Source organism: Methylotenera sp. (assembly GCF_029945705.1).
Lineage (GTDB): Bacteria > Pseudomonadota > Gammaproteobacteria > Burkholderiales > Methylophilaceae > Methylotenera.
Genome location: NZ_JAQSDC010000057.1, coordinates 44,031 through 70,437, shown reverse-complemented (window position 1 = coordinate 70,437; position 26,407 = coordinate 44,031). Strand labels below are relative to the sequence as shown.

Below are 26,407 nucleotides of genomic sequence, written 5' to 3'. Positions count from 1 at the left end.
AATCAGCGGTCACGTTGGACCGTTTTTACTGGTCACGATGGGCCATAATACCCAGCCTGTGCCATACCATACAGTTTTAATCCTTTTAAAGTGGTCATCATCACATCATGCTGCATGACGTACCTCCCTTAAACTATCGTAGCGTTCAACATTCGCGACTGGCTCTTCATTCAATGACAATCGTTGTGGCGTATCGGCTAATGGCGGCGGCGCAGGACTGATCATCCGTCTCAATATATTGAGGATGTTCGGTTTAGATGCCACGCCTAATGTCAACGACTCTTCAATCGCAGCTAATACCAGCGTCTCGTCATAATGCAACACCAGTGATAGTACTTCGACCATTTCCCTGTCACCACCAGCTCTTGTTAACAATTTGGATTGCAGTTGTTTGAATGCTTCAGGCAATGCCGTAAATGGCGCACCATTTCGAAGTGCGCCAGGTTTACGCTGCAATACACTCAAGTAGTGCTGCCATTCATAACAAGTTACGCTACTGCGATGATGACGATTGATGATGCGTTTGTGTTCTGCAATCACCGCCATTTCTGCGACCATGGTTAAGTGATCTGCATAGACACGTAAGCTCACATGTCGATTAGCAAAAGAGGCTGGCACACTGTAACGGTTACGTTCAAAGTTGACTAAGCAAGTCGGTGTGACACGCTTGGTGTACTCCACAAACCCATCAAATGCTCTAGGAACAGGCATCAGTGTCGGTTGTTCTAATGCCCAAACGGCAGCGATAGTTTGGTCACGATCTTCTGGATGGGTGATTTGCTGCCATAGGGCCATGCAACGTTCGGTCAGCCAATCGTTCAATGCTTCCAAACTAGCAAATGGTGGCGCTTGATGCCACAACCGATGTCGTGCATCCTGCACATTCTTCTCAATTTGGCCTTTCTCCCAACCAGAAGCTGGGTTGCAAAACTCAGCTTCAAACAGGTAATGACTGGCCATGGCTTTAAATCTTGCATTGACGGTACGTTGTTTGCCACGGCCAACCTTATCCACCGCGGTGCGCATGTTGTCGTAGATGCCACGTTTAGGTACGCCGCCTAAACATTCAAAAGCATGATGATGTGCATCGAATAACATCTCATGGGTTTGTAGTGGATAAGCCCGCAAGTAAAAGGCGCGACTGTGAGCGAGTTTGAAATGGGCGACTTGTAGTTTGACGCGCTCATTAGCGATGACAGCCCAGTCTTCGCTCCAGTCGAACTGAAAGGCTTCACCAGGGGCGAATGTCAGGGGAATGAAGGCACCACGACCGATGGTACCTGCCAGTTGCTGTTGCTGTAGTCTCCATTGTTTGGCATAGGCGACCACGCGATCGTAAGAACCAAGATAACCCAGCTTGACCAAGTCATGATAGAGCTGCTTTACGCTACGTCTTTCCTTACGCCCACGATTGGATTCAGTTTTAAGCCATTGCTGCAGCTTGTCTAGATAGGGACTTAATTTACTGACACGTCCTTGACCCATATATTGAGGAGTAACAATGTCATTGCGCAGGTGTTTCTTGATGGTGTTGCGAGATAAGCCAGTTCTTTTAGCAATTTCACGAATCGACATTTGATCACGCAAATGCCAACGTCTGATTACACTTAATAGTTCCACGGTGATCACTCCCATTCTCCTGCTCATAGGTTGAGCAGAATAGTATCGGTACGTGGGTCAATTTCTAGTGCAATTTATATCGCTAGGTGGGTCAATTCTGAGTGCAATTCAACACTCTTGATCCCAATGTTCATTTGACTCTCCTTGATTTGATTCAAAAAGTGTCAACTTATTTCAGGACGGGACAAACCCAATAAAAAAGGCACTCTAGAGTGCCTTTTTTATTGCCTAACTTTTAACTACTTTGCTGCATTACTTAACAAAAGCTTTTCATTGACTGTCACTTTTGCTTTTTCACGAAGCGATTGCTTATAAGCAGCAATGTATTCATTTGCTAATGCCGCATTTAACTGCGCTTTAGCCGCTTTTTTAGTTTCTTCATCAGCTAATGAAGATGAATCAACTTTAATCACTTTAACGAGTAAGTAACCTTGCTTACTATCAGCCAAGCCTGAATAAGCAGGTAGTTTTACAGTATTAGTTTTAAATACTTGATTCATTGCCAAATCTGTTAAACCTTGGGCATTTTTACGATCAACAGTAACCTCTTTAATCCACTCAATACCAGCAACATTTTTGCCATCACGTAAGTCTTTTAGTGCAACCTCACCTTTAAGTATAGCTAGCTTAGAAGCTGCTTCTAATTTTAGTAACGCTTCAATACCAGACTTCACTTCATCAAAACTTTTTGGCGCAGCAGCTTTATAATCTACGACTCGTGCTGAAACCATATTATCTGTAGAAACTTCAATTGCCTCAGTATTGCGACGATCTTTAAGTACTTCATTTGAAAAAACCAAACTCATGATTTTGTCATTATTTTTAAAGAACTTAGCACCAGATTCACGGCTTAACCAATCAGACTTCTGCACTTGACCACCGAAAGCTTTAGCAGCAGGCTCTAAACTACCTGATTGCGTATAAACCAAATCACTAAATGCTTCTGCTTGCTTAGCAAACTCATCTTTAGCTTTTTGGAACATTAAATCGCCTTTGATTTGCGGTTTTAAGTTATTGAAATCAGCACTCTGGCCAGAAATTTCTGTCACTTTAATAATGTGATAGCCAAATTCAGACTCAACCAAATCGCTCACTTGATTCAGTTTCATGCTAAAAGCAGCATCTTCAAATGGTTTTACCATCGCACCATGGCCAAAGCTACCTAAATCTCCGCCTTTAACTGCAGAACCTGGGTCTTGTGAATTCTTAATAGCCAACTGTTCAAACTTGCTTGGGTCTTTTTTAATTTGAGCCAAGATCTCTTCAGCTTTAGCTTTAGCTTGTTGTTTTTGTTCAGGGGTAGCGCTCACACCAAAAGCAATCAAAATATGACTAGCACGTCTTTGCTCATTACCCTGAAACTTAGCGGCATTATCATCATAATACTTCTTAACTTCATCATCTCTAACGTTTACATTGCGCATAAAATTCACTGGCGCTAATGATAAAAATTCAATTTTCACTTGCTCTGGAACGATAAGTTTATTTTTATGCTGCTCATAATATGCCTTCACTTCCTCGGGCTTAATCGTCACTTGATCAACAAAGTCTTTAGTTTTGATTTCTGACACAGTAACAACACGTTGTTGATTAGCCAATTTAAGCACTTCATCTGCACGTGCGTTTGAAATAAAACCTAATCTAGCAATGCCATCTTGCGCCTGCTGCGCCAATAAGTCAGCACGCATACCAGCTTCAAACTTAGTCGGTGAAAGTTGATTTTGCGCTAAAGTCTGATCGTAAAGGTCTTGTGAAAACTTACCATCTTTCTGAAATTCAGGCATTCCAGTTACATAAGTGGCAAGCTGTGAATCGCTAATAGCATACTTAGCATTGTGTATTTCATCACTTAATAATTGCTTATTAATAAGCTGATCCAAGACTAAAGATTTCACTTCAGGGCTATCTAACTGAGCTTGTTCAAACTTACCCTCTGACTGCAAGCGATTACGCATATTTTTCAAAGCATTATCATATGCTTGAACAGAAATACTGTTACCACCTACTTTAGCTACAGCTGCATTATTACCTACGCTACTCAAATAAGAGTCAATACCAAATAATGCAAAAGGGATAGTAATTAAAGCCAATAGAGCTTTGCCAACCCAACCTTGGGCTACGGTGCGAATTTGATCTAACATAAAACTTTCTATCCTTAATAAATACACATCTTCTAGACTTCAAGCCCACTCAAAAATTCAAACTTGAAGCTTTAATACTCATTGAAAGTTCTGGATAGCACTGCGTGAAATCCAAAACGTCACTAATATATCATAAGATAGGCTTAGTAGTTTTCTTAGCTGCACAATACAGAAGCTTTTCAGAGATGCAAAAGCAAAAGTACAAATAAAAATAGCGAGTCCTAAGACTCGCTATTTTTATTTGGCGGAGCGGACGGGACTCGAACCCGCGACCCCCTGCGTGACAGGCAGGTATTCTAACCAACTGAACTACCACTCCATAAAACTTAACGTACAAACAATCGTTAATACGCTTTTTACTTATACTAGGTAAAAGGTGCGCTCTTATTTTTCACAAAATAAAAGAGTGCTTAAAATACCAGCACTCTCAAATTCAAAATTAGGAACGGCTTAGTCACATTTTTGTATTATTTGGTGGGTGCTAACGGGGTCGAACCGCTGACATTCGCCTTGTAAGGGCGACGCTCTACCAACTGAGCTAAGCACCCTGCTTAACCAACAAAAACGCTAGTTTACAGCATCTTTAAGAGATTTACCAGCCCTAAATTTAGGAGAGTTTGCTGCTTTAATCTGAATTGTTGCGCCTGTACGTGGGTTGCGACCATTACGTGCTTCGCGCTTACCAACGTAGAACGTACCGAAGCCAATTAATGTTACCAAATCACCCTTTTTCATTGCGGCAGTAATGGCTGATGTAGTTGCATCTAACGCACGACCAGCTGCAGCTTTTGAAAGGCCAGAAGCACTTGCAATACTGTCAATCAGTTTTGATTTATTCACGAGTAGTCCCCTCTTAAAGGTTGTTAAATAAAAACTAAGTTAAATTTGGGTATTGACTACCCGTACAACTTTATATCAAGCCTACAAAGCCTATGTCAAGCTTTTGAACTGTTGAGATACACTTATTTTTCTAGTGCTTAATAGCCTCAACAACAGCATTTATACTTTCCACTGACTTATCAGCAGCTTGGACATCATTTGCAACAATTTCACTAACTTGAGGCAATTCAGACAATGGCACTGGTTGTGATGCCAACGCAAGCGCCAGCACATCATCTATCCACTGCACAGGATGAATATCCAAATGATTTTTAATATTTTCAGGAATATCAGCTAAATCTTTCACGTTCTGACTTGGAATTAATACTGTTTTAATGCCACCTCGATGAGCTGCAAGCAACTTCTCTTTCAAGCCGCCAATAGGTAACACTTCACCACGTAACGTAATCTCACCTGTCATCGCCACGTCTGCACGTACTGGAATACCCGTTAAGATTGAAACTAACGCTGTAGTAATGGCGATACCTGCACTAGGCCCATCTTTAGGCGTAGCGCCTTCTGGAAAGTGAATATGAATATCATTTTTTTCGTAGAAGTCATCGGTAATACCAAGGCGTTTAGCGCGACTACGAACAACACTCATCGCGGCCTGTGTAGACTCTTTCATAACGTCGCCAAGCTTACCAGTAGTTGTCGTCTTACCTTTACCCGGTAACAATACAGCTTCAATTGTCAACAACTCACCACCAACTGACGTCCAAGCCAAACCTGTGACTTGCCCAACTTGGTTTTCTTTTGCAGCAACACCATAGTCGTAACGTTGTACACCTAAGTATTTATCTAAATTCTTCGGTATCACAGTAATTTTTTTAGGCGCTTTCGACCCTTCTTTAGCCTTAACCGTAATAAGCTCTTTAACTATTTTACGGCAAACTTTTGCAATTTCTTGTTCTAGCTTACGCACACCAGCTTCACGTGAGTAATAGCGAATAATATCCCGCACAGCAGCCTCAGAAACACTAGCTTCCTGCTCTTTTAAACCGTGAGATTTCAGCTGTTTAGGCAAGAGATAACGCATAGCGATATTCACTTTTTCATCTTCTGTATAGCCTGAAAGATGAATAATCTCCATACGATCAAGTAGCGCTGCTGGTATATTCATTGAATTTGCCGTTGCAACAAACATCACATCGGACAAGTCATATTCGACTTCGACATAGTGATCAGCAAACGTATGGTTTTGCTCAGGATCTAACACTTCTAATAATGCAGAAGATGGATCGCCGCGCATGTCTTGACCCATTTTATCGACTTCATCGAGTAAAAATAATGGGTTTTTAACACCGACTTTGCTCATGCTTTGCAAAATCTTGCCAGGCATTGAGCCTATATAAGTACGTCTATGACCACGAATTTCAGATTCATCACGCACGCCACCTAAGGCCATACGAACGAATTTGCGATTCACGGCTTTCGCAATACTTTGTCCCAGCGAAGTTTTACCCACGCCTGGAGGACCAACCAGACATAAAATTGGCGCTTTAATTTTATCAACACGCTGCTGAACCGCTAAATACTCAACGATACGCTCTTTGACTTTTTCTAGGCCGTAATGGTCATCATCAAGAATTTTTTCTGCCGCCAATAAATCTTTACTGATTTTCGTCTTTTTCTTCCAAGGCAAATTAATCAGAATATCAATATAGTTTCGCACCACTGAAGCCTCTGCAGACATCGGTGACATCAACTTCAGTTTTTTAAGCTCACTCGCAACTTTAGTCAGCGCCTCTTTAGGCATACGAGCCGCTTCTATACGCTTCTCAAGCTCTTCCATGTCGGCGTTTTCATCTTGTTCGCCTAACTCTTTTTGAATCGCTTTTACTTGCTCATTTAAATAGTACTCACGTTGAGTTTTTTCCATTTGGCGCTTTACACGCCCACGGATGCGTTTCTCAACTTGCAGAATATCAATCTCGCCCTCCATCAAGCGCAATAAATGCTCTAAGCGTTCAGCTACACTAAACATCTCTAATATTTTTTGCTTTTCATCTAACTTCAATGTTAAATGGGCTGCAATCGTATCCGCTAAGCGCCCCGCCTCATCAATGGTAGCAAGTGAAGTTAGTATTTCAGGTGGGATTTTTTTATTGAGCTTAACATATTGATCAAACTGAGCGAACACCGTGCGCATCAAGGCTTGAATCTCTATATCATTCACAGACTCAGCAATAAGTTCTGCGTGCGCAGCAAAACACTCTTCAGTCTCAATGAAGCCTGAAACCTTAGCGCGTTGTACACCTTCAACTAAAACCTTAACTGTGCCATCGGGCAATTTCAACATTTGTAGTACAGTTGCAATTGTGCCGACTTCATACAAGTCAGCTGCATCTGGCTCATCTTTATTAGCAGATTTCTGAGCAACCAATAAAATCTGCTTATTGCCTTCTGAAGCAATTTCCAAGGCTTTTACAGACTTAGTGCGACCAACAAATAATGGAATCACCAAATGTGGATAAACAACCACATCTCGCAAAGGCAATACTGGCAATAAGCCATTATCAGGAGTGTATACAGGTAATGATTTTGTCATGAAGACTTCCAAATTAAGCTAAAGAGTAAGCCATTTATGCCTACAGAATCATTTATGGGGCTGAAACTTTAGAGTTCAAGTCTAAAGTTTCAGCAGAAGCTTTAATTTTCAAACAAAATAATTTAAATACAAAAGCAATGAAGTGAATTAACTACGATTAGCCAACAGCTTCTTCTGTAGGTTTATCTGCATAAATCAAAATTGCCGGAGCATCACCGCGAACGACACCTTCATCAACTACCACTTTGCTCAAGTTCTCTAAAGATGGTAATTCATACATAATATCGAGTAGTGAGTGCTCTAAAATTGAACGCAGGCCTCGTGCACCTGTTTTACGCTCAAGTGCTTTCTTAGCAATTAGAAGCAATGCAGACTCTCTAAATTCTAACTCTACACCTTCCATCTTGAATAGCTTGATGTATTGCTTGGTGAGCGCATTTTTAGGCTCAGTTAAAATTGTCATGAGCGCAGCTTCATCAAGAGACTCTAGCGTTGCTACGACCGGCAAACGACCAATAAACTCTGGGATTAAACCAAACTTAATCAAATCTTCAGGTTCCACATCACGCAGCACTGCACCAACCTGACGAATATCATTCTTGCCTTTTACTTCCGCACCAAAACCGATACCACCTTTTTCAGAGCGTAAGCGTATAACTTTTTCTAAACCGTCAAAAGCACCACCACAGATAAATAATATATTAGTCGTATCAAGTTGAACAAACTCTTGATTTGGATGTTTACGGCCTCCTTGTGGAGGGATAGAAGCAACCGTACCTTCTATTAGCTTGAGCAAGGCTTGCTGTACACCCTCACCTGAAACATCACGGGTGATAGAAGCATTTTCAGATTTACGTGAAATTTTATCCACTTCATCAATATAAACAATGCCGCGCTTGGCTTTTTCAACATCGTAATCACATTTTTGCAATAGTTTTTGCATAATGTTTTCAACATCTTCACCTACATAACCAGCTTCAGTCAAAGTAGTGGCATCGGCCATGACGAATGGCACATCAAGTAATCGCGCCAATGTTTGCGCTAATAATGTTTTGCCTGAACCTGTTGGTCCTATCAATAAAATATTACTTTTTGAGATTTCGACTTCGTCTTTTTGACCGCCATCTGACAGATTATTATGACCAAGACGCTTGTAATGGTTATATACCGCAACCGCTAAGTTCTTTTTAGCATGCGTTTGACCAATCACGTATTGATCTAAAATCTTACAAATTTCTTGTGGCGTTGGTAAGCTTTGATCTGTTGATTTCAAGCCATCAGTATTCTTTACTTCTTCTCTTATGATGTCATTACACAAATCAACGCACTCATTACAAACGAACACAGAAGGTCCAGCAATGAGTTTTTTTACTTCATGTTGGCTTTTGCCACAGAATGAACAATAGAGTAGCTTATCGCCGTCGGCTTTATTCGCCATGTGTAATTCCTATTTAAATTGTAGCTTTTGTAAAAACATCACTGTTATTACGACTTCAAAACCCTTTATCTTTAAAGCAATACTATGCCGCTTCTGTGCGACTTTCAATCACTTTATCAATCATGCCATATTCAACTGATTGAGTAGCACTCATAAAGTTATCACGCTCAGTATCACGGTCAATCTCCGCAGCAGTTTTGCCTGTATGGTGTGCCAAAATATCGTTTAATTTCGCACGCAAATACAATATCTCTTTTGCATGAATTTCAATGTCAGTAGATTGACCTTGGAATCCACCTGAAGGCTGATGAATCATCACACGTGAGTTTGGCAAGCTAAATCGCTTACCTTTTGCACCAGCAGCTAGTAAGAATGCACCCATACTTGCCGCTTGGCCTATACACAAAGTACTTACATCGGCTTTAATGAACTGCATGGTGTCATAAATCGACATGCCTGCAGTCACAGATCCACCTGGAGAGTTAATGTAGAGAGAAATATCTTTATCTGGATTTTCAGCTTCCAAAAATAGAAGCTGAGCTACCACAAGGTTTGCTGACATATCGTTGACTGGGCCAACAAGAAATATCACACGTTCTTTTAGCAAACGTGAATAGATGTCATAAGAGCGCTCACCACGACCACTCTGTTCTACAACCATTGGGATATAACCCAAGCCTTGAGGGCTCAAATCTAACGCGGATTGCGGTTGTTGCATACTATTCATATTAAAACCTGTCATTTAGGCATTTCCCATTAAATCATCGAATTTAACTTTTTTATCACTTACTTTAGCTTTGGACAACACATAAGCCACCGCGTTCTCTTCGGTAGCCAAAGCTGATGGTTCATCTAAACGTTTTGGATCAGCGTAGTACCAAGTCACTACGTCAGCTGGGCGCTCGAAGCTTTGTGAGAATACATCAACCATCGCGCGAATTTGGTCAGCATTTGCGTGCAAACCATTAGTATTGATTAACTCCCCTAAAATCAAACGAAGAGTAGTACTACGTTTAGCCTGCTCTTCAAACATTGAAGGGTCAAGTTTTATGGTACTCAAATCAGCACCACGTTGTTTTAGATTTTGTGCAGTCGTTTCCATCATGCGGTTAATTTCAGAACCAAGCAAAATACGAGGAATCTCAAAGTCAGCACTATCAACTAACGCTTGGAATACTTGCTCTTTTAATTTAGCACTTACGCGCTTAGTCACTTCTTGATTCAAGCTTTCGGTGATTTCAGCCTTCATTTTTTCAACGTCACCGTCTTCAATACCCAGGCTTTTAGCAAAATCAGCATCTAGTTCAGGCAATTTTGGTTCAGAAACGCTTACATAAGTCACATCATAAGTGACTGTTTTACCTGCTAACTGCTCTGGGGTGTGGTCTGCTGCGTAGCTAATATCAAACTGCTTTGAAGTGCCAGCTTTGCCACCAGTAAGTTCAGCGTCAAATGACTCTACGCGACCAGCTTCACCTAACACCAAATCAATGCCATTGTCGCCAGTAGACTCAACCTCTTTACCGTCAATAGAAGCTTTAAGTGTCACGTTAACGCGATCACCTTTTTTAGCTGCACGCTTAACAGGTGAATAGCTCACGCGTTGTTTTACTAACACGTCTAATGTTTTTTTAACATCAGCCTCGCCCACTACAATGACTGGACGCTCAATTTTCATTTTAGCCAAATCGCCATAAACGACTTCAGGAAACACTTCAAAAGTAGCGGTGTATTCTAAATTTTGAGTGGCAGCATCAAACGGTTTATGTTCAATATTTGGGTAACCAGCAACGCGCAATTTAGCTTCATCCACTGCATCACCAAAACTTTTCTCAACCGCGCCAGAATACACTTCATCACGCACCTGATCACCATAATGCTGATTTACCAAGCCCATTGGCGCTTTACCTGGCCTAAAACCAGCGAATTTTGCCGTACGTGACATTTGAGCCAAACGCTGATGAATCTGCGCCTGAAGTGGTTGGAGTGGAACTGAAATCGTAATACGACGTTCTAGTTTACTGATAGTTTCAACATTCAATGCCATGCGGTTTATTCCTAAAGGTCAAAATTTTAGAGTGTGCTGAGAGTTTTAGATTTAGTGTTAGAACACAAAAATTTGCTAAAACTCGCTTAATTTAAGCGCCAAACTATAGCATATTAGACTTACGTTCACAAACAAGGTAAGTGAATTTTATGCGGGAAACTTCGTACCATTTTAAGGACATTGAGAATCTAAATAATAAAAAAGGGGCATATGCCCCTTTTTGACTAATTTGGATAGTTAAGACTTACCAAGTGCGTTTAACGTAAAACCATAACTTATCTTCATTGGTGTCTCTACCATCTGCACTCTTATAAAACTCTTCATTTTCAACATCAAATGTTGTGGTGTAGTATGCGCCTGCATTGAAGCCTTCAATTGGTTTACCAGCTCCAGGTAAACTGAAATCCCTATTCAACCCAATTGCAAAATCACCCTCAGAACCACCAATACCGCCAGCAGCAGTATTAACTATATGACGTGTATTTTGGTACCCTACTTTAGTCATGAAGTTCAAATCACCCACAGGCAATTTGTAATTTACTTTTAACTCATGGTAGTCGGCGCCCTTTGTATTACTAGCACCATCAGTTGCAAGAGCTCCATAATAGTCAGTCAATACACGAAAGTAAGTGTAAGTCAACCATTTATAAGACAACGCAACAGACGCTTCGAATGAATTTTCTTTCTTATCGCCAATTTTATGACTTTCTAGGTAGGCGTAGTAGTTACCTAATACATTGACACCAATACCATTTTCAAACGTGTGAGCATAGCCACCATACCAGTCCGACTCAACATGATTACCTTTAGCGCCAGTAGTTGGAGAACCACCATTAACATAAGGATCTATATTAGACCACCAAGTACCTAAGTAAAATCCACTACTGTGCGCCCAATCAATACCGCCTTGCACAGCTGGACCATCACTTAAATCAACACCACGGAACATATAGCTGCTATATAAACCTAGGTTATAAGTAAGTGTATAAGCTGGAGCTGGCTCAGCCGCAGTTGGTGCCATCTCTTCTGCTGAAGCATAAGCACAACTAAATAAAATTGGTGCTGCGCATAATGCACTTGCCACGTGGCGATTTGTAATCCAACTCAATGCTTTCATGTGATTTCCTTAATTAACGAAAAGATTAAAACTAAATTTCTTGTATGAATATTGAATTAATTATTCCCATGCTGCAACATATAATTCACATATATACAACAATTCAACATAAATACAACAACTTACTTAGCTTAAATTTGGTGCAAATTTGTTAATTTTGCACCTTGTAGGTGCAGCACAAGCATATGCTCCATTTATCCCAATGATTTATAAAGATAATTTAAAATTAGAAACACTCTGGAGAGCAATATTAAATTAAGACTTTGTCACTAAAAATCGGGGTAATCTTAAGGCAACAAAAAAGGGCTTCCCAGTTGGGAAGCCCTTATATTTGGTGCGAAAGGAGAGACTCGAACTCTCACGCCTTACAGCGCTGGAACCTAAATCCAGTGCGTCTACCAATTCCGCCACTCTCGCAGGTAGATAACGACTAAAAGTACCGCCGTTTCAAACAAGCGGGCATTATATCTCAACTACTGCAAATGGGAATAGATAAAAATAAAATATTTGTAGATTGTCAGTTTAAATGCACTTTTGCTTGGCTTTATGGCTGATTATCTAGCAGAGCTAGCTACGATTATGCGAGAATGACAAATATATTATATGAATCATTAATACCATTTAAATAGAATCGATACCATGCAAACTAAGATCAATCAAAACGAAATCAATATGCTAAGAGCTGAATTAGAGCTTTTAATGCGCGAACGCCAATCATTATTGAAAGTGACGGGTGCTGCTGCTGGCTTGATTGCAGAGATGGATAGTCATGACCTGCCTATTTCAACGATAGAAGCCGCTGACTTACTTGCAACTACTATTAACAGCTTAAGTGAAGAAACATTACAAGATGCACTTAGCGCAGTACATGCAGAAATCATTGAATAACATCCCCTGTTAATGATGCCTAACTTCTGCATTCATTACCTTTACCGCCATTGTTACTGTTTTGATTAAGCACTCTCAACTAAAGGCATACTATCTACCTAGGCTATTTAGAACAATTGCCTTAGCGGCATGCTTTTCAACAGTTTTAGCGGGGTGCAGCTTTCAAAAATATGTTGCTAAGCCCATTGACCCAACAACTAATGCTGCCAAATTTGAATTAAAAGATCCTTCTGGTAAGCCGTTTACTGAGTACCTGTTAAATAATGGTTACGCAGTTGACCGCTTGCCAGTTCAACAATGGGGCTTAGATGAACTTACTTATTGCGCTCTTTTTTTTCACCCTAGCTTAGATGTTGCACGCGCTCAGTGGCGTGCAGCTCAACTTTCTGAGACTAGAGTTGCGCAACGTCCAACGCCTATGCTGAACGGCAATCTAGCACACAGCGATGATCCCGATCCAACTAAAAAGCCATTTGCCTTTGGTTTAAGTATTGACCTACCGATAGAAACCGCTAATAAGCGTGAGATACGCATAGAAAACGCTCAGCATTTATCAGAGGCGGCTAAACTTGAAATTGCGCAATTAGCTTGGCAGCTACGAAACAACATCGCGCAAACGCTGACCGAATATGAGTTTAATGAAGCTCAATTACGCTTAGTAACCGCAGAGGAACTACGTCGCGATGAAGTCGTGAGTATCTACCAAAAGCGCGTCAGTGCTGGCGCAGCTTCTAATGTTGAGCTTAGTAATGCAAAGCTACAATTACAAACCGTAAGCGCTACAGTCAATGCTGCGCAACAAAATAAATTGATCCTGTTGTCTAGGCTTGCCAGCAATATTGGGCTGCCGCTAGCTAAGGTAGCAACAATGTCACTTTCTATTGATCATAAGCGACCGTTAGACAATACTCCAAGCACGGATCTACAAGCGACTGCCCTGCTCAACCGCCTAGACATTCGCATAGCGCTAGAACGCTACGCAGCGGCAGAAGCTAAACTTAAGTTGGAAATTGCTGGGCAATATCCTGACATTGTTATTAGCCCAGGTGCAGCCTACGAGTTTGGCGATAACATTTGGTCGATTGGTTTGTCAGGCTTACTTAGCTTATTGAATAAAAACAAGGTGGCTATTGCAGAGGCGACTATGTTACGTGAGGTTGAGGCTGCACAATTTGAAGCATTGCAAACTAAGGTGATATTAGATGCAAACATAGCAAATGCTGAGCTTAATCAGGCCAAACTAGTACTAGAAAATCAGCGGCGTCTACTGGCTCAACAGCAATCAAACACACAGCGCATGCAGCGCAAGTTAGCTGCAGGCGATATTGATAGGTTAGAAATGACTTATGCTAAATTAGAAGATATTAACGTTGAGAAGAATGTAGCGATAGCCAATTTTCAGCTAAACAAATCACTAGACCAGTTAGAAAATACATTGCAGAAACCACTTGTAGATAATGGTGCTGCAGGCTCAAAAATAACGGAAACTCCGATTAAATTAGAGGGTGAAAAATGAACCGTAAGGCAACCATCATCATTGGCCTGCAAGCGGCTTTAATTGTTATTTTATTTTGGTTCTTAATTTTTTACGGTAAAGACGAGTATGAAGCAGCAACCACCAAAGGCGAAGAAGGCATTGAGAGCAAGTCCTTAGTAGTCGCCAATCAAACAAACGAAAAAGGTGCAGCAACACTTATATTACCAACCGCATCACAACAACAAAGCGGCATACATACGACTAAACTACAAGCCTCACAACACCAATCAGCAACAGCGTCGTTCGGCACGGTAGAAGCTATCGATAGCTTAATTGAAATGCGTACTCGTTATTTAGCCGCTCTTGCCGATGGCAATGTAACACGCTCAACGATGACCAGTGCAGAGCAAAATTTACACCGTTTACAGCTATTAAACCAAGATGATAAAAACGTGTCTGACCGCGCCGTGCAAGAAGCTCAGGCGAATTTGAGTGGCGAAAAAGCAAAGTTTGCCACTTCCGCGACTTTAGCAAATGGCATACGCGATAATATGCGTCAGCAATGGGGCCCCACCTTAGCCAACTGGGCAACGCAAACTACAAGTAAAAGTGAGTTTGAATCTCTTTTGCAATCACATGATGTCTTGCTAAAAATCACATTACCTTTTGATGTGACGCCAAATAAAAATACCACTCTACAAGTTGCTCCCATAGGTTCACAAACGCAGTTGGTTAAAGCACAGTTTATTTCAGATGCTCCGCAAGCAGACAGTACCATTCAAGGTAAAACTTACTTTTACCGCGCGCCCGCTGGCAGCCTGCGTGCTGGTATGCGTGTAACAACGCGGCTTAACTCACAAGACAAAGCGAGTTCTGGCGTGATTATTCCGCATGAAGCAGTTGTTTGGTACTCTAACCAAGCATGGGTTTACCAAAAAATCGGCGCAGATAAATTTATCCGCCGTCTGATTAGTACAGAAGTTGAAATTGAAAATGCAACGATTAATGGCTGGTACAACACTACGGGGCTGATGGTAAATGATGACGTGGTGATTAGCGGTGCGCAGCTACTATTATCAGAAGAGTTGAAATATCAGATCAAAAATGAGAACGAGGACTAAGCTCCATCATGATGTCCGCCCTCGTTCGCTTTTCCATTCGTTTTCATGGCGTGATTATTGGCTTGGCTTGTCTACTCATTGTGTACGGCGTGTATGGTCTTAGCCGCACCAATTTAGATGTCTTTCCAGAGTTTTCTCCTACACAAGTCGTCATACAAACTGAATCGCCAGGTTTATCTTCTAACCTAGTAGAACAGCTAGTCACGCAACCAATAGAAACAACGCTATCAGGTACGGTGGGCGTTGAGTCTATGCGCTCTCAATCCATCCCTGGTTTGTCTGTGATCACCATTATTTTTGATGAAAACACTGATATATATCGCAACCGACAAGTGGTGGCTGAACGATTAGCCACGCTGAACAATCAACTGCCAAAAAACATTGTGCCCAATATCACCCCTTTGGCATCAAGTGCCAGCACGGTTTTAGGGATGGGCATTACCTCAGATAAACGCAGCTTAATGGAACTACGCACATTGGTCGACTGGACCATACGCCCACATATTATGGCGGTGCCTGGTGTGGCAGATGTGAACGTTCTAGGTGGTGATGTAAGGCAATTTCAAATTCTGGTTGATCCTAGCAAACTCATACGCTATAACTTATCGATTCAAGAAGTACTGACAGCAACGGCACGCGTCACAGGCGTGCGCGGCGCTGGCTATATTGAAAATAATAATCAACGCATTTTAATTAATACTGAAGGTCAAGCTAAAAACGTAGGCCAACTTGGACAAATGCCTATTGTGCATCGCAATGGGCAAACCGTACGTCTGAGCGACTTAGGGCAAGTGGTAGAAGGTGCGGCACCCGCCATCAGCGCCGCAGCCATTAACGGCAAAGAAGGTGTGTATTTTTCTGTGCAAGGTCAACTTGGCGCTAATACCAAAGCCGTGACCGAAGCGGTTGAAAAGGCCATGCACGAATTGGCACCCGAGCTTAAAGCACAACAGATTACGTTTTATCCTGCGCTATTCCGCCCAGCTAGCTTTATTGAAACTGCAATTGATGGCGTTAAAACTGATATTTTAATTGGCTCAACACTGGTCATTGCTGTGTTATTTTTATTTTTGTTTAATGTACGTACCGCGTTCATTTCTGCCACGGCTATCCCTCTTTCACTACTCGCAGCTACCATCGTATTAGGCTACTTTGGCACTGGTTTAAATATTATGGTGCTAGGCGGTTTAGCCATTGCATTGGGCGAAGTGGTCGATGACGCGATTATTGATACTGAAAATATCTTTAGGCGCCTGCGTGAAAATCGGCTACTTGACCACCCGCTTCCCGCACATCAAGTGGTATTTAAGGCCTCTATGGAAGTGCGCAGTTCTGTTGTGTATGCCACGATTATTGTCGTGTTGGTATTTTTACCGTTACTAACTTTATCAGGTGTGGCTGGGAAACTTTTCGCACCATTAGGCTATGCTTATATCAGCGCGATTGTAGCCTCTTTAGTCGTAGCGCTTACCTTAACACCTGCTCTCTGCTACCTATTATTCTCACGTGGAAAACTTGATAGTAGTGACCCGCCACTTATCGCTTGGATGAAGAAAGGCTATGTACGCTTACTACAACGCATTGAGCGCAACTATGTAATGGTAGTAAGCCTAACAACCATCGTTATTGCGCTAGGTCTAGGTATTTTGCCGTTATTTAAAAGTCAGTTTATTCCAAACCTGCATGAAGGTCATTACATCATGCACATGACTGCCGTGCCTGGGACGTCTGCACGAGAGTCTTTACGTATAGGTGAAAAAGTGGCGGCAGTGGTTGGTAATATTAAAGGCGTTAAATCAGTAACCCAATGGGTTGGTCGCGCACCGAATGCCGCGGATACATTTGGCACACATTACAGCGAGTTTGAGGTTGAATTAGACAGCCTGTCAGGCCCTGAACAAAACCGCGTACTCGATAACATACGTGAAGAATTAGCGGGTGAAGCTGTAGATGACGACAATGATGGTAAAGCCGAAACTGGCTTTATAGGGGTGACTTTTGCCATCAACACTTTTTTAACGGAACGTATTGAAGAAACCATTTCAGGCTTTACTGCCGCCATGGTGATTAATATTCATGGGCAGGATTTAGATGCTTTAGATAGAGATGCACGCGAAGTAGCTAGCTTACTCAGCAGTATTCCAGGCGCATCCGAAGTACAAATTCAATCGCCGCCAGGCACCCCAGAACTGACCATACGATTGCGGCCAGAGCGGCTTGCGCTTTATGGCTTACAGTCACTTGACGTGCTAGAGAACATACAAGCAGCCTACGAAGGGGTACAAGCGACACAAATCTTTCAAGGCAATCAAGTAACCAGTGTAAATGTAATGTTCAGCCGCTCAGTGCGAGACGATCTGCGTGAAATTGGCTCGCTACCTCTTAAAAATCCTGACGGTAAGATTGTTTACCTGAAAGATATTGCAGATATTAGCCAAGAAAATGGCCGCTCAAAGATATTACATGCTGGGGCTAAACGCATCCAAACCGTTACTTGTAACATCCATAACCGTGACATTGCAAGCTTTTCTAGTGAAATGAAAAAGCGCATTAACACTGAAATCCAACTATCTTCTGGCAACTTTGTTACTTATACAGGTGAAGCTGAAGCCAATGCAAAATCTCGCGAAGATTTGATTGTGCATTCATTGCTTGCAGCAGTTGGTATCTTTCTAATGCTTTATATCGCCTTTGGCAGACTACGCAACTTACTACTCACATTCGCCAACTTACCCTTCGCACTCATTGGCGGCGTAATTGCAGCAATGTTTACTGGCGGCTGGATTTCTTTAGGCTCACTGGTGGGGTTTGTTACACTATTCGGTATCACTCTTAGAAACTCAATCATGATGGTATCGCACTATCAACATCTAATCGACGAAGAAAATTGTGTTTGGGGCTTAGAAACCTGCATACGTGGAGCATCAGAACGACTACCATCAATACTAATGACCGCACTAGTCACCGCACTGGGCTTGCTACCGCTAGCCATCGGTAGCGGTCAGCCAGGCAGGGAAATTGAAGGTCCAATGGCGACGATTATTGTTGGCGGCTTGGTAACTTCAACAATTCTTAACTTGTTAATTCTGCCGACCATCATGTTACATTTTGGACAGTTTAAAAAAGAGAACTTTAATTAGAGGCGATAAAGACTAATCGTATTTAATATACTTAAAGCGTGCGTCTTCATTAGGGGTACCTTCTAACGCGCCACATTCTAAAGCTGGTTGCCAAGCAATCACCGATTCAATTTTTGAGGCTAACTCAAAGTCTTTATCTGTGATTCCTTTAGCGTCATGTGTACACAATTTCACAATGACAAATGCGTATGAAACCGTTAAATCCGGATGATGCCACGCCGCTTCTGCCAAATGCCCTACCGTATTCACTACCATCAGCGTTGCTTTCCAACCGCTAGTTCTATATTTGCGACGTATCCAGCCATTTTCTAAGAACCAATGTGGTAATTCGGCTTTTAACTTCTCTTCAACTTCTTGCTCTGAATACACTTTACTTGTTGTCATAAAATCACCTTTCACTGATTATATTATTGAGCTTCAGACCTTTTTCTTGCAATTTTTGCACACTAAAGCCTCGCTCAAAAATAGTGTAATCCACCTTACTTAACGCCCACGCCTGAAAACCCTTATCCGCAGAGAAATTAACGAACTGACTGTCAATCAACTCATCGTCTACTAAGTGTTGCAACTTGCTTGGCGCTTCTTTTTGATAAGTAATTAAAGACTTAGACTTGACTAATATCAACTGCTCCGCGCCTAATTTATTGGCAAGCCAAGCACTCAAACTGTCGGAGGTCACTTCCCAGTTTTGCAGAATACTCGTGTCGGCCAACACCATTTTACTCGGCAGCCAAATAATTCCACGATGCTGCCAGCCTCGTTCAGCAAGCTCTAACTCACTACTAGCAGTCACCAAGTCAGGATTCATGCCTGCAAGCAATAAACCAAACTGATCCATCGCCAAAAGCGCCAACTGATGTGCCACTTCATCGCTTGCATTAGAAATTTGTTGTGCCTCGCGCACTGAGTTTGCAAACAAGCCGCCACCAGGCACTATTACCACTTTGCCGTCACCAAATTTCACTATCAGCGCTAGCCAGCGCAACAACTCTGGTGCGCCTAACAAACTGCCGCCTAATTTGATTACCCACATGTGACTATCCTCAAAGGCTTATTTAATCAGCAGGCGTAAAAAACCGCATAGTTTTCATCATACTTGACGCTTTATCTAAAGTTTCAGCGTATTCTTTTTCTAAAACAGAATCGGCCACAATGCCACCGCCAGCATAAAAGTTGATTTCACCCGCGCCGTTCTCATTTGTTGAATAGACTGCGGTACGAATCGCAATATTCGTATCCATATTGCCATCAAAGCCAATATAACCAATGGCGCCACAATAAACACCACGTCGATGAGGCTCTAACTCTTCAATAATTTGCATAGATCTTAATTTTGGCGCACCTGTAATGGAGCCGCCTGGAAAACAACCGCGGAGTAAATCAATCACAGATTTACCTGGTTTTAACATGCCTGTGACAATGCTGACCAGATGATGCACATTAGCAAAACTTTGTAGTAAAAATAATTTATCGGCTTTCACTGAGCCAATCTCGCAACTCTTGCTAATATCGTTTCGCAACAAATCAACGATCATCAAGTTTTCAGCACGGTCTTTAATGCTTGCTTGCAAATCATCCGCATATTGCTGATCTTGCACAGCATCTTCAGAGCGCGGCCTAGTGCCTTTAATTGGTCTCGTTTCCACATGATTAGCCACTACCTGCAAAAAGCGCTCTGGCGAGCCTGAAAGTACCTGCAAATGACCAAAATTCATATAGGCCATAAATGGCGCGGGGCTAATTTCTCGCAGTTTATTGTAAGCAACCCAAGTACTTCCATGTGCCTTAGCCGAAAAGCGTTGCGCTAAATTCACTTGATAACAATCGCCTTCAGTAATATAACGTTTAATCGCATTAAAAGCCTTGGCGTACTGGCTAAAATTCATATTACTGGTAACCGCAGTTGTTAGCTCAAAAGTGTCTAAGCTTTCTGGCTTTACAGGCGCATCAAATAAGGCACACAAATCAGCCCAGCCATCACGTGTAGACTGCTGAAATCCATTTGAAACCAAGCAAGCCGTTTTCTCTCGATGATCAACTACCACTGCCCAATCGTAAATACCCACCATCATGTGCGGAATAGTCGGATTGAGTAAACTCAAACTGGGCAAGGCTTCAACTTGTCGCGCTAAATCATAAGCGAAATAGCCAACCGCACCACCGCAAAATGGCAAAGCGCCTTGTGTGGCTTTGTAAGGTGCCAACAATCTATTCAGAATTTCGAATGGATCATCAGTACTTACTTCCACCTGACCTTGCCGATTAATTTCAGTCTTGGTTAGAATACCAATTTCAGTGGTAGATATAGTGATGAATGGGTCTGCCACAATAATGTCATAGCGCCCATATTGGCTTTGTGGCTGACCGCTATCAAGCAATAACGCCCATGGTTGGTGACTTAAGCGTGCAAATAACTGCGCTGTGTTCACTTGATATTTTAAATTGTGTTTAAGCAAATTCATATCCGATTCTATTGCATCTAAGTCAATTGCATCTAATTATTGTGGAATGCCAAATAAGCTACAGCATATGCTGGCAAACAGACCGTCGCCCAATGTTTTAGCTCACTATCATTAAAGGATTGCGAGCTAGCAATTAAATCTGCTACATCTAAGTATGGCAGTTTTATATTCTCGGCTATTTCTCGTGCTAAAAAACTCCCAGCTCCTGCTCCTACGATATTTAACTTGGCATTATTGTTAAGGCGTAAACCATGTTTAATGGCTACCTCTTGTAAACGCGAAACTTGCTGCTGTTTAAACGCCTGTGCTAAAGCTATCCAAGTATCTAAAGGCTTTTCATTAGTATCGTGTCCTATCATACGTGCAATGCGTTGCGCACTTGCATGGGCAGTCTTTTCCTTACCATCAGCAGTGTCAGTCATATCATCTTCAGCCACTAAGTCAGCAGTCAATCGGTAAACGTCAGCTGTAGTAGAAAAATATTCAGCAGCAACAGAGGTAACTGTATTCTCAAACGTGATCTTTTGCGTTAGCGCCATCAGCGGCGTGCGAATCACGCCAGTGTAAACCAGTTCCTCAGTCTGCATACGTGTAGCATCGGTTAAGCCCAAGCAAACTGGCTGATGCGCTGTAATCAATACAAAATCTGAGGTGGTACTGCCAATATCTATCAACAAGGCATGCTCTACTTGCCTAGCGACAAAACCTGCACTTGCTAACCAATTGGCAGAGGCAATATGCGGCCAATAGACATTGACTTCATCAATCGTAACAAATCCTGCAAAATCTGAATCTTGCGCACCAGTATAAAATAGCTTAGTACCTACAAGTTTAGTGTGCATTACGCGGCTGATTTCATTTACGCCAGTTTGACGGTTGACGAATAAATCGACAAGCTCACCTGTCATCGTAATCGCGTGTGTTGCAGTTGAGGTAGAAAACTGACTTAACACCTCATCAATGGCTGATTCTAATTCATTCAAACCTCGCCACAACGCGCAAGAGACTTGAAGCACCTGCAATAAGTTACCTTCAGCATCTAGCAAAGCCGCTTTAAGATGCGCGCCACCGACATCCCAGCCTATGATAGGTGATTTTTTCATAATGAAATTTCAACCATGTTTCTCTGCAGTACTGGCATTGTAAACTTGGCGTCTTTAATACTTTCTAAAATTAATTTGGCTGGATTATGCCCGATTGCTTCACGCAAGCCGACATAACTGGTGGTGAGTCGTGGGTTAATTTCAACCACATAAATTTTGTCGTTTTCAACATCGACAATCACATCAATCCCCATATAACCAGCTGCATCTGGCAACATTTTAGCCACTTTGCGGGCAAGTGTTTCAAATCGCTGCCAATAAGCCTGCATGCCGTTTACAGCAACGCCATTTAGGCTAAATGTATCAGAATCAAAACTGATATGTTGCTCATTACAACTCAATAGCCAGCCCTTTCCAGCTCGACATAACATCGATAAGCTCGCAGCAATACCCTGCTGATATGGCTGAATAATATAGTTTAAATATCGGTCATCTTGTTTTAACCAAGCCATTAATTTTTGTAAGTCATCAAACACTGTAATACCATCGCAACCTGCGCCATCCTTGGGCTTAGCCACCCAACGGCTGCAGCTAAGGGTTTGTAGAGACTGAGCTGCAGAGAAAGTTTCATCTAGTATAAATTCATCGCCAGCGATGGTGGGTATTGTAAATATTTGAGCTTCTTTTAAAGCCTCGTAAGCTAAAGATTTACTGGTACCAATCAAAGTAGAATCAAACTCACAGCCTAAAAAAATCACATCTGCTTCGTAACACAGCTCGCTTAACTTTAATAAAGTACCATTTGACTCTGGTGCAATCAGCCAAACCAAATCAACCTGAGTTAGCATATTTTTAAAGCAATCTTCAAAGTCGCTATCAACTTGCAAGCTGCTTTTAACTAAGGGCGAAGCGACTAATCTAGCATCATGTGTTGTTACAATTTCATAGCTATCAAGCTCAATCAAGTCAGCCAGCAAAGCATCACGCATCAACGCACCTTCTTTCACCAGCGATGCAGGCAATGCCTCTGCACATAAGCCGCCGCCAGTGATAAACTCGCATACAAACAGTTTTAACAATGGCTCTATTTTAGGCGATTCCATTTTGAAAGTTATTCCAGTAATCGATGTATTAAACGGTGTGGTAGTTCATGCAAAAAAAGGTGAACGAGCGACCTATCAAGCGATACAATCAAAGCTCACTCACTCTTCGAAGCCACTAGATATTGTAGCGGCTTTATTAGATGTTTATCCGTTTCAGCAGCTGTATATTGCGGACTTAAACGCTATTCAAAAGTTAGATGCTGGCGTTCAAAATAATTATAACGTGATTGCTTCTATTAAAGAGCGTTACCCAGCGATTGAGTTGTGGTTAGATGCTGGCATTAGTAGCAATACCGAGCTTAGTCTTTGGCAGGAGCTCAGTATTCGCTTAATCATCGGTACTGAAAACTTTGCCAATATTGACGACTATACTTCTCTGAACACCCCAAAAAGAAACTATATTTTATCATTAGATTTTATGCCGCTTGGTTACCAAGGCCCAATAGAACTGCTCAACAATACAGAATATTGGCCGCAGGATGTGATTGTGATGTCACTGAGCAATGTAGGAGCAAATCATGGTGTGAATGTTGACTTAATACGGCAGACTATGGCGCGTGCAAAAGGGTTTAATCTGATTGCAGCAGGTGGAGTTAGAGGTGCTGATGATTTAATCATGCTAAAAGAAATGGGCGTAAACGCCGCACTGCTGGCCACAGCACTACATCAGAAACAAATCTCAGCAGAACAACTTGAAAGCATCAATCAATAAAGTTTAAGCCAATAAAAAGCCCGAAAAATCGGGCTTTTTATAAACAAAGTAACTATTCTAAGATGGCGACATTAGGATAGTTATTCCATAACGATTACTCTAAATTAGCGTGAATTGCGCGCATGCCTTCTTCAGTTAAACCCTTAGCCTCAATCAAATCAGCAATAGCGGCTTCTAAGAATACTAATGTTGAAAGCTCAAATTGTGAGCCCATCGGCATACCTTTTGTTAGTGGGAAGCTATTATCATTACCAACTTGGATCACTAAATCTGCAACATCAGCCATTGCAGATGTTTTTTTCATTGAAACGACCACTAATTTAGCGCCAACAGATTTTGCCTTCTTAACGAATGGCAATAATGTTTCCGTGCCGCCAGAACCTGAAACCAAGAGCAATAAATCGCCGGCTTTAATTGCAGGAGTCACCACTTCACCAATCATGCTGACGTTGTAACCTGCGTGTACTAAACGCATAGCGAAAAAACGTGAAACCAATAATGAGCGACCTGCGCCACCGATGAATGTGCGGCCAGCACCCTCAACTAACTTTAAAAGCTCAGCAGCTTTAGAGTTATCTGTTTCAGACAGAATGCTAGTTAATTTGTCTAAAATTAATTTTTGACTACTACTCATGATTTTTTCCTTAAATATTCAATGGCTGTCATTAAGCCAGATGTTGTGATTAGACTAGGACTTTTTAATAAACAGCCTCGTTTAAACACTTTATTAAAAAAAATCCCGACTCGATAAAGAGTCGGGATTTTTTAATTACTCATTTCAATAATTACTTATTGAGTTTGGTTAATTAAAACCAAGCTTAAACTTAAGCGTGAGCAATAGCTGTGATTTCAGCAGCAGAAGCAGCAGGATCAGCAGCGCCGTAGATAGCAGCACCAGCAACAATGATAGTTGCGCCAGCATCACGTACTTGAGCAGCTGTAGAAGCTTTAACGCCACCAGCAACTGAGATTTCAACGCCAAGGTTCAAAGCAGCAACCATACCTAAGTCATTGAATGGTGTTTGACCAGCAGCTTGTTGATCTAAACCAGTGTGAACGCCAATGATGTGTGCACCAGCAGCAACAACTTCTTTAGTTTTAGCAGCTTTATCAGCAACGTTGATCAAGTCAACTTGAGCTTTTTTGCCGTATTTGTTAGCAACATCAATTACGCCTTTGATTGTACCGATATCAGCACAACCTAGAACTGTACAGATGTCAGCGCCAGCTTTGTAGAATGGCTCAGCTTCGTAGAAACCAGCATCCATTGTTTTTAAGTCAACTAAGATTTTGTTGTTTGGGAATTTAGCGCGTAAAACTTCAAGCAATTTAACACCGTTGTGTTTAATGCAAGGTGTACCGATTTCAAGAATGTCTACGTGCGGTGCAACTAATGTTGCTAATGCAACTGTACCGTCAAAATCTAATGAATCTAAAGCCATTTGTGTTAATGCCATGGTGTTTCTCCGTTTAATAATTTTTTAAAATCTTACTAATTTATTGCTATTTTAGTAAAAAAACCCCCACTTCACCCTTATCTAAGGCTGAAATGCTAATTTAATACTATAATTTTTTACTACACTAAAAACTGGACACTTATAGTAAATGTCTAGCAAATATAAGTCAATTCTAAACTTGCAACATTACATTCAAATTACAAAATTTAGAATTTGACTAAATTACAATTTTGCGCTCAAAGCAGCTTCAAGTTTGTTTTGATCCGCAACAAAACCACGGATACCCTCTGACAATTTCTCGATAGCCATTGCATCTTGGTTTAATTCAAAGCGGAATTCAGCTTCAGTCATTTTTGCTGGGGCTGTTTTAGTTGCGCCAGTGTCTTTCATCACGTGCACTAATGTGCCTTCTGTTGCTGCCAAATCTTGCAATAAGTTTGGTGAAACAGTTAGACGATCGCAACCAGCCAAAGCAATCAACTCACCAGTGTTACGGAATGAAGCACCCATTACCACTGTTTTGTAGCCATGCTCTTTGTAGTATGCGTAGATTGCGCGCACTGAAACTACACCTGGATCTGTTTCTTGTGTGTATTCTGTTGTTGGGTTTTTAGCTTTGTACCAGTCTAAGATACGACCAACAAATGGTGAAATCAAGAATACACCAGCTTCAGCACATGCGCGCGCTTGGCCGAAACCGAATAACAATGTTAGGTTACATTGGATGCCTTCTTTTTCAAGAATCTCGCCAGCTTTAATGCCTTCCCATGTTGAAGCTAGTTTAATCAACACACGGTCTTTACTGATGCCAGATTCTGCATAAAGTGCAATCAACTTACGGCCTTTAGCCACCATTGCATCTAAGTTGAAAGACAAGCGTGCATCTACTTCAGTTGAGATACGGCCTGGTACTTCTTTAGTAATTTCAGCACCAATCAACACTGCTAATTTATCAGCAGCGCTGTCAATTTGTTCTGCTTTAGTACCGCCTTGTGCTTTTGCATAAGCAATCGCAGTTTCAATTAAAGGTGCGTATTGTGGCAGTTGACTTGCTTTTAAAACTAATGATGGATTAGTTGTTGCATCCACTGGTTTTACTGCTTTAATCGCTTCTACATCACCAGTATCGGCTACGATAGTTGTGATTGCTTTGAGTTGGTCTAATAAATTTGCCATTGATTGCCTCCTGAAAATTATTTGAAAGTATTCTT

The 26,407-nt window shown here is 41.6% G+C and carries 21 protein-coding genes and 3 tRNA genes; 5 read left to right on the top strand and 19 right to left on the bottom strand.

Features of this window, described 5'->3' with window-relative positions; translation table 11 throughout:
• Positions 1-105: 105 nt before the first annotated feature.
• The 11 genes from istA to PSU78_RS12995 form a co-directional block, all read right to left on the bottom strand.
• Positions 106-1,629, bottom strand: coding sequence for an IS21 family transposase (gene istA / locus PSU78_RS13045; protein WP_300388699.1), 1,524 nt, complete (start codon positions 1,627-1,629; stop codon positions 106-108).
• Between the two features lie 230 nt (positions 1,630-1,859).
• Positions 1,860-3,761 (bottom strand): SurA N-terminal domain-containing protein, encoded by a 1,902-nt coding sequence (locus tag PSU78_RS13040; RefSeq protein WP_300388697.1) that lies wholly within the window; start codon positions 3,759-3,761, stop codon positions 1,860-1,862.
• Positions 3,762-4,003: 242 nt separating this feature from the next.
• Positions 4,004-4,080, bottom strand: a tRNA-Asp gene (locus PSU78_RS13035).
• A 153-nt stretch (positions 4,081-4,233) separates the two neighbouring features.
• Positions 4,234-4,309 (bottom strand) — tRNA-Val (locus tag PSU78_RS13030).
• Positions 4,310-4,328: 19 nt separating this feature from the next.
• Positions 4,329-4,601 carry an HU family DNA-binding protein gene (locus PSU78_RS13025; protein ID WP_300388695.1) on the bottom strand — a complete coding sequence of 91 codons (273 nt, stop codon included), beginning with the start codon at positions 4,599-4,601 and terminating at the stop codon, positions 4,329-4,331.
• Between the two features lie 130 nt (positions 4,602-4,731).
• Positions 4,732-7,191, bottom strand: coding sequence for an endopeptidase La (lon, locus tag PSU78_RS13020; RefSeq protein ID WP_300388694.1), 2,460 nt, complete (start codon positions 7,189-7,191; stop codon positions 4,732-4,734).
• Between the two features lie 157 nt (positions 7,192-7,348).
• Complete coding sequence (gene clpX / locus PSU78_RS13015) at positions 7,349-8,629, bottom strand: ATP-dependent Clp protease ATP-binding subunit ClpX (protein ID WP_013148224.1); 1,281 nt, start codon at positions 8,627-8,629, stop codon at positions 7,349-7,351.
• Positions 8,630-8,711: 82 nt separating this feature from the next.
• A complete protein-coding gene (clpP, locus tag PSU78_RS13010) occupies positions 8,712-9,356 on the bottom strand; it encodes an ATP-dependent Clp endopeptidase proteolytic subunit ClpP (protein ID WP_300388691.1) in 645 nt (214 codons plus the stop codon).
• A 15-nt stretch (positions 9,357-9,371) separates the two neighbouring features.
• Entirely contained in the window at positions 9,372-10,676 is a 1,305-nt protein-coding gene (gene tig, locus PSU78_RS13005; RefSeq protein WP_300388689.1) for a trigger factor, read from the bottom strand.
• Between the two features lie 244 nt (positions 10,677-10,920).
• Positions 10,921-11,793, bottom strand: a complete 873-nt coding sequence (locus PSU78_RS13000; protein ID WP_300388687.1) for a TorF family putative porin — start codon at positions 11,791-11,793, stop codon at positions 10,921-10,923.
• A gap of 332 nt (positions 11,794-12,125) precedes the next feature.
• A tRNA-Leu gene (locus tag PSU78_RS12995) sits at positions 12,126-12,210 on the bottom strand.
• Positions 12,211-12,432: 222 nt separating this feature from the next.
• Between PSU78_RS12995 and PSU78_RS12990 the strand changes: the two genes are divergently transcribed.
• From PSU78_RS12990 to PSU78_RS12975, 4 genes are all read left to right on the top strand, one after another.
• Positions 12,433-12,681: a hypothetical protein gene (locus PSU78_RS12990; protein ID WP_300388685.1), complete on the top strand. Its 249-nt coding sequence runs from the start codon at positions 12,433-12,435 to the stop codon at positions 12,679-12,681.
• Positions 12,682-12,742: 61 nt separating this feature from the next.
• Complete coding sequence (locus PSU78_RS12985) at positions 12,743-14,197, top strand: TolC family protein (protein ID WP_300388683.1); 1,455 nt, start codon at positions 12,743-12,745, stop codon at positions 14,195-14,197.
• On the top strand, positions 14,194-15,279 hold the full coding sequence (locus PSU78_RS12980) for a hypothetical protein (protein ID WP_300388681.1): 1,086 nt from the start codon (positions 14,194-14,196) through the stop codon (positions 15,277-15,279). The genes PSU78_RS12985 and PSU78_RS12980 overlap by 4 nt, the downstream gene beginning before the upstream one ends.
• An 8-nt stretch (positions 15,280-15,287) precedes the next feature.
• Complete coding sequence (locus PSU78_RS12975; protein ID WP_300388679.1) at positions 15,288-18,419, top strand: efflux RND transporter permease subunit; 3,132 nt, start codon at positions 15,288-15,290, stop codon at positions 18,417-18,419.
• 12 nt (positions 18,420-18,431) lie between these two features.
• Here PSU78_RS12975 and PSU78_RS12970 read toward each other — a convergent pair whose 3' ends face one another.
• Genes PSU78_RS12970 through PSU78_RS12950 form a run of 5 tightly spaced genes read right to left on the bottom strand, consistent with a single transcriptional unit; the run spans position 18,432 to position 23,027 of the window.
• The gene (locus PSU78_RS12970) at positions 18,432-18,803 is read right to left on the bottom strand and encodes a 4a-hydroxytetrahydrobiopterin dehydratase (protein ID WP_300388677.1); all 372 of its coding nucleotides are present in this window, start codon (positions 18,801-18,803) and stop codon (positions 18,432-18,434) included.
• A 4-nt stretch (positions 18,804-18,807) separates the two neighbouring features.
• Positions 18,808-19,452 (bottom strand): uridylate kinase, encoded by a 645-nt coding sequence (locus PSU78_RS12965; protein WP_300388675.1) that lies wholly within the window; start codon positions 19,450-19,452, stop codon positions 18,808-18,810.
• 22 nt (positions 19,453-19,474) lie between these two features.
• Entirely contained in the window at positions 19,475-20,881 is a 1,407-nt protein-coding gene (gene pabB / locus PSU78_RS12960; RefSeq protein ID WP_300388673.1) for an aminodeoxychorismate synthase component I, read from the bottom strand.
• Between the two features lie 32 nt (positions 20,882-20,913).
• The gene (locus tag PSU78_RS12955) at positions 20,914-21,984 is read right to left on the bottom strand and encodes a hydantoinase/oxoprolinase family protein (RefSeq protein ID WP_300388671.1); all 1,071 of its coding nucleotides are present in this window, start codon (positions 21,982-21,984) and stop codon (positions 20,914-20,916) included.
• Entirely contained in the window at positions 21,981-23,027 is a 1,047-nt protein-coding gene (locus PSU78_RS12950) for an ATP-grasp domain-containing protein (protein ID WP_300388670.1), read from the bottom strand. Before PSU78_RS12950 ends, PSU78_RS12955 begins: the two co-directional genes overlap by 4 nt.
• Position 23,028: 1 nt before the next feature.
• Here PSU78_RS12950 and PSU78_RS12945 point away from each other — a divergent pair, with 1 nt between their 5' ends.
• Positions 23,029-23,739: a HisA/HisF-related TIM barrel protein gene (locus PSU78_RS12945; RefSeq protein ID WP_300388668.1), complete on the top strand. Its 711-nt coding sequence runs from the start codon at positions 23,029-23,031 to the stop codon at positions 23,737-23,739.
• 94 nt (positions 23,740-23,833) lie between these two features.
• Here the strand turns inward: PSU78_RS12945 and hxlB are convergent, their stop codons facing one another.
• The 3 genes from hxlB to tal form a co-directional block, all read right to left on the bottom strand.
• A complete protein-coding gene (gene hxlB / locus PSU78_RS12940; RefSeq protein WP_300388666.1) occupies positions 23,834-24,373 on the bottom strand; it encodes a 6-phospho-3-hexuloisomerase in 540 nt (179 codons plus the stop codon).
• Between the two features lie 190 nt (positions 24,374-24,563).
• Positions 24,564-25,196, bottom strand: a complete 633-nt coding sequence (hxlA, locus tag PSU78_RS12935) for a 3-hexulose-6-phosphate synthase (RefSeq protein ID WP_300388664.1) — start codon at positions 25,194-25,196, stop codon at positions 24,564-24,566.
• 222 nt (positions 25,197-25,418) lie between these two features.
• A complete protein-coding gene (gene tal, locus PSU78_RS12930; protein ID WP_300388662.1) occupies positions 25,419-26,372 on the bottom strand; it encodes a transaldolase in 954 nt (317 codons plus the stop codon).
• Between the last annotated feature and the right edge of the window lie 35 nt (positions 26,373-26,407).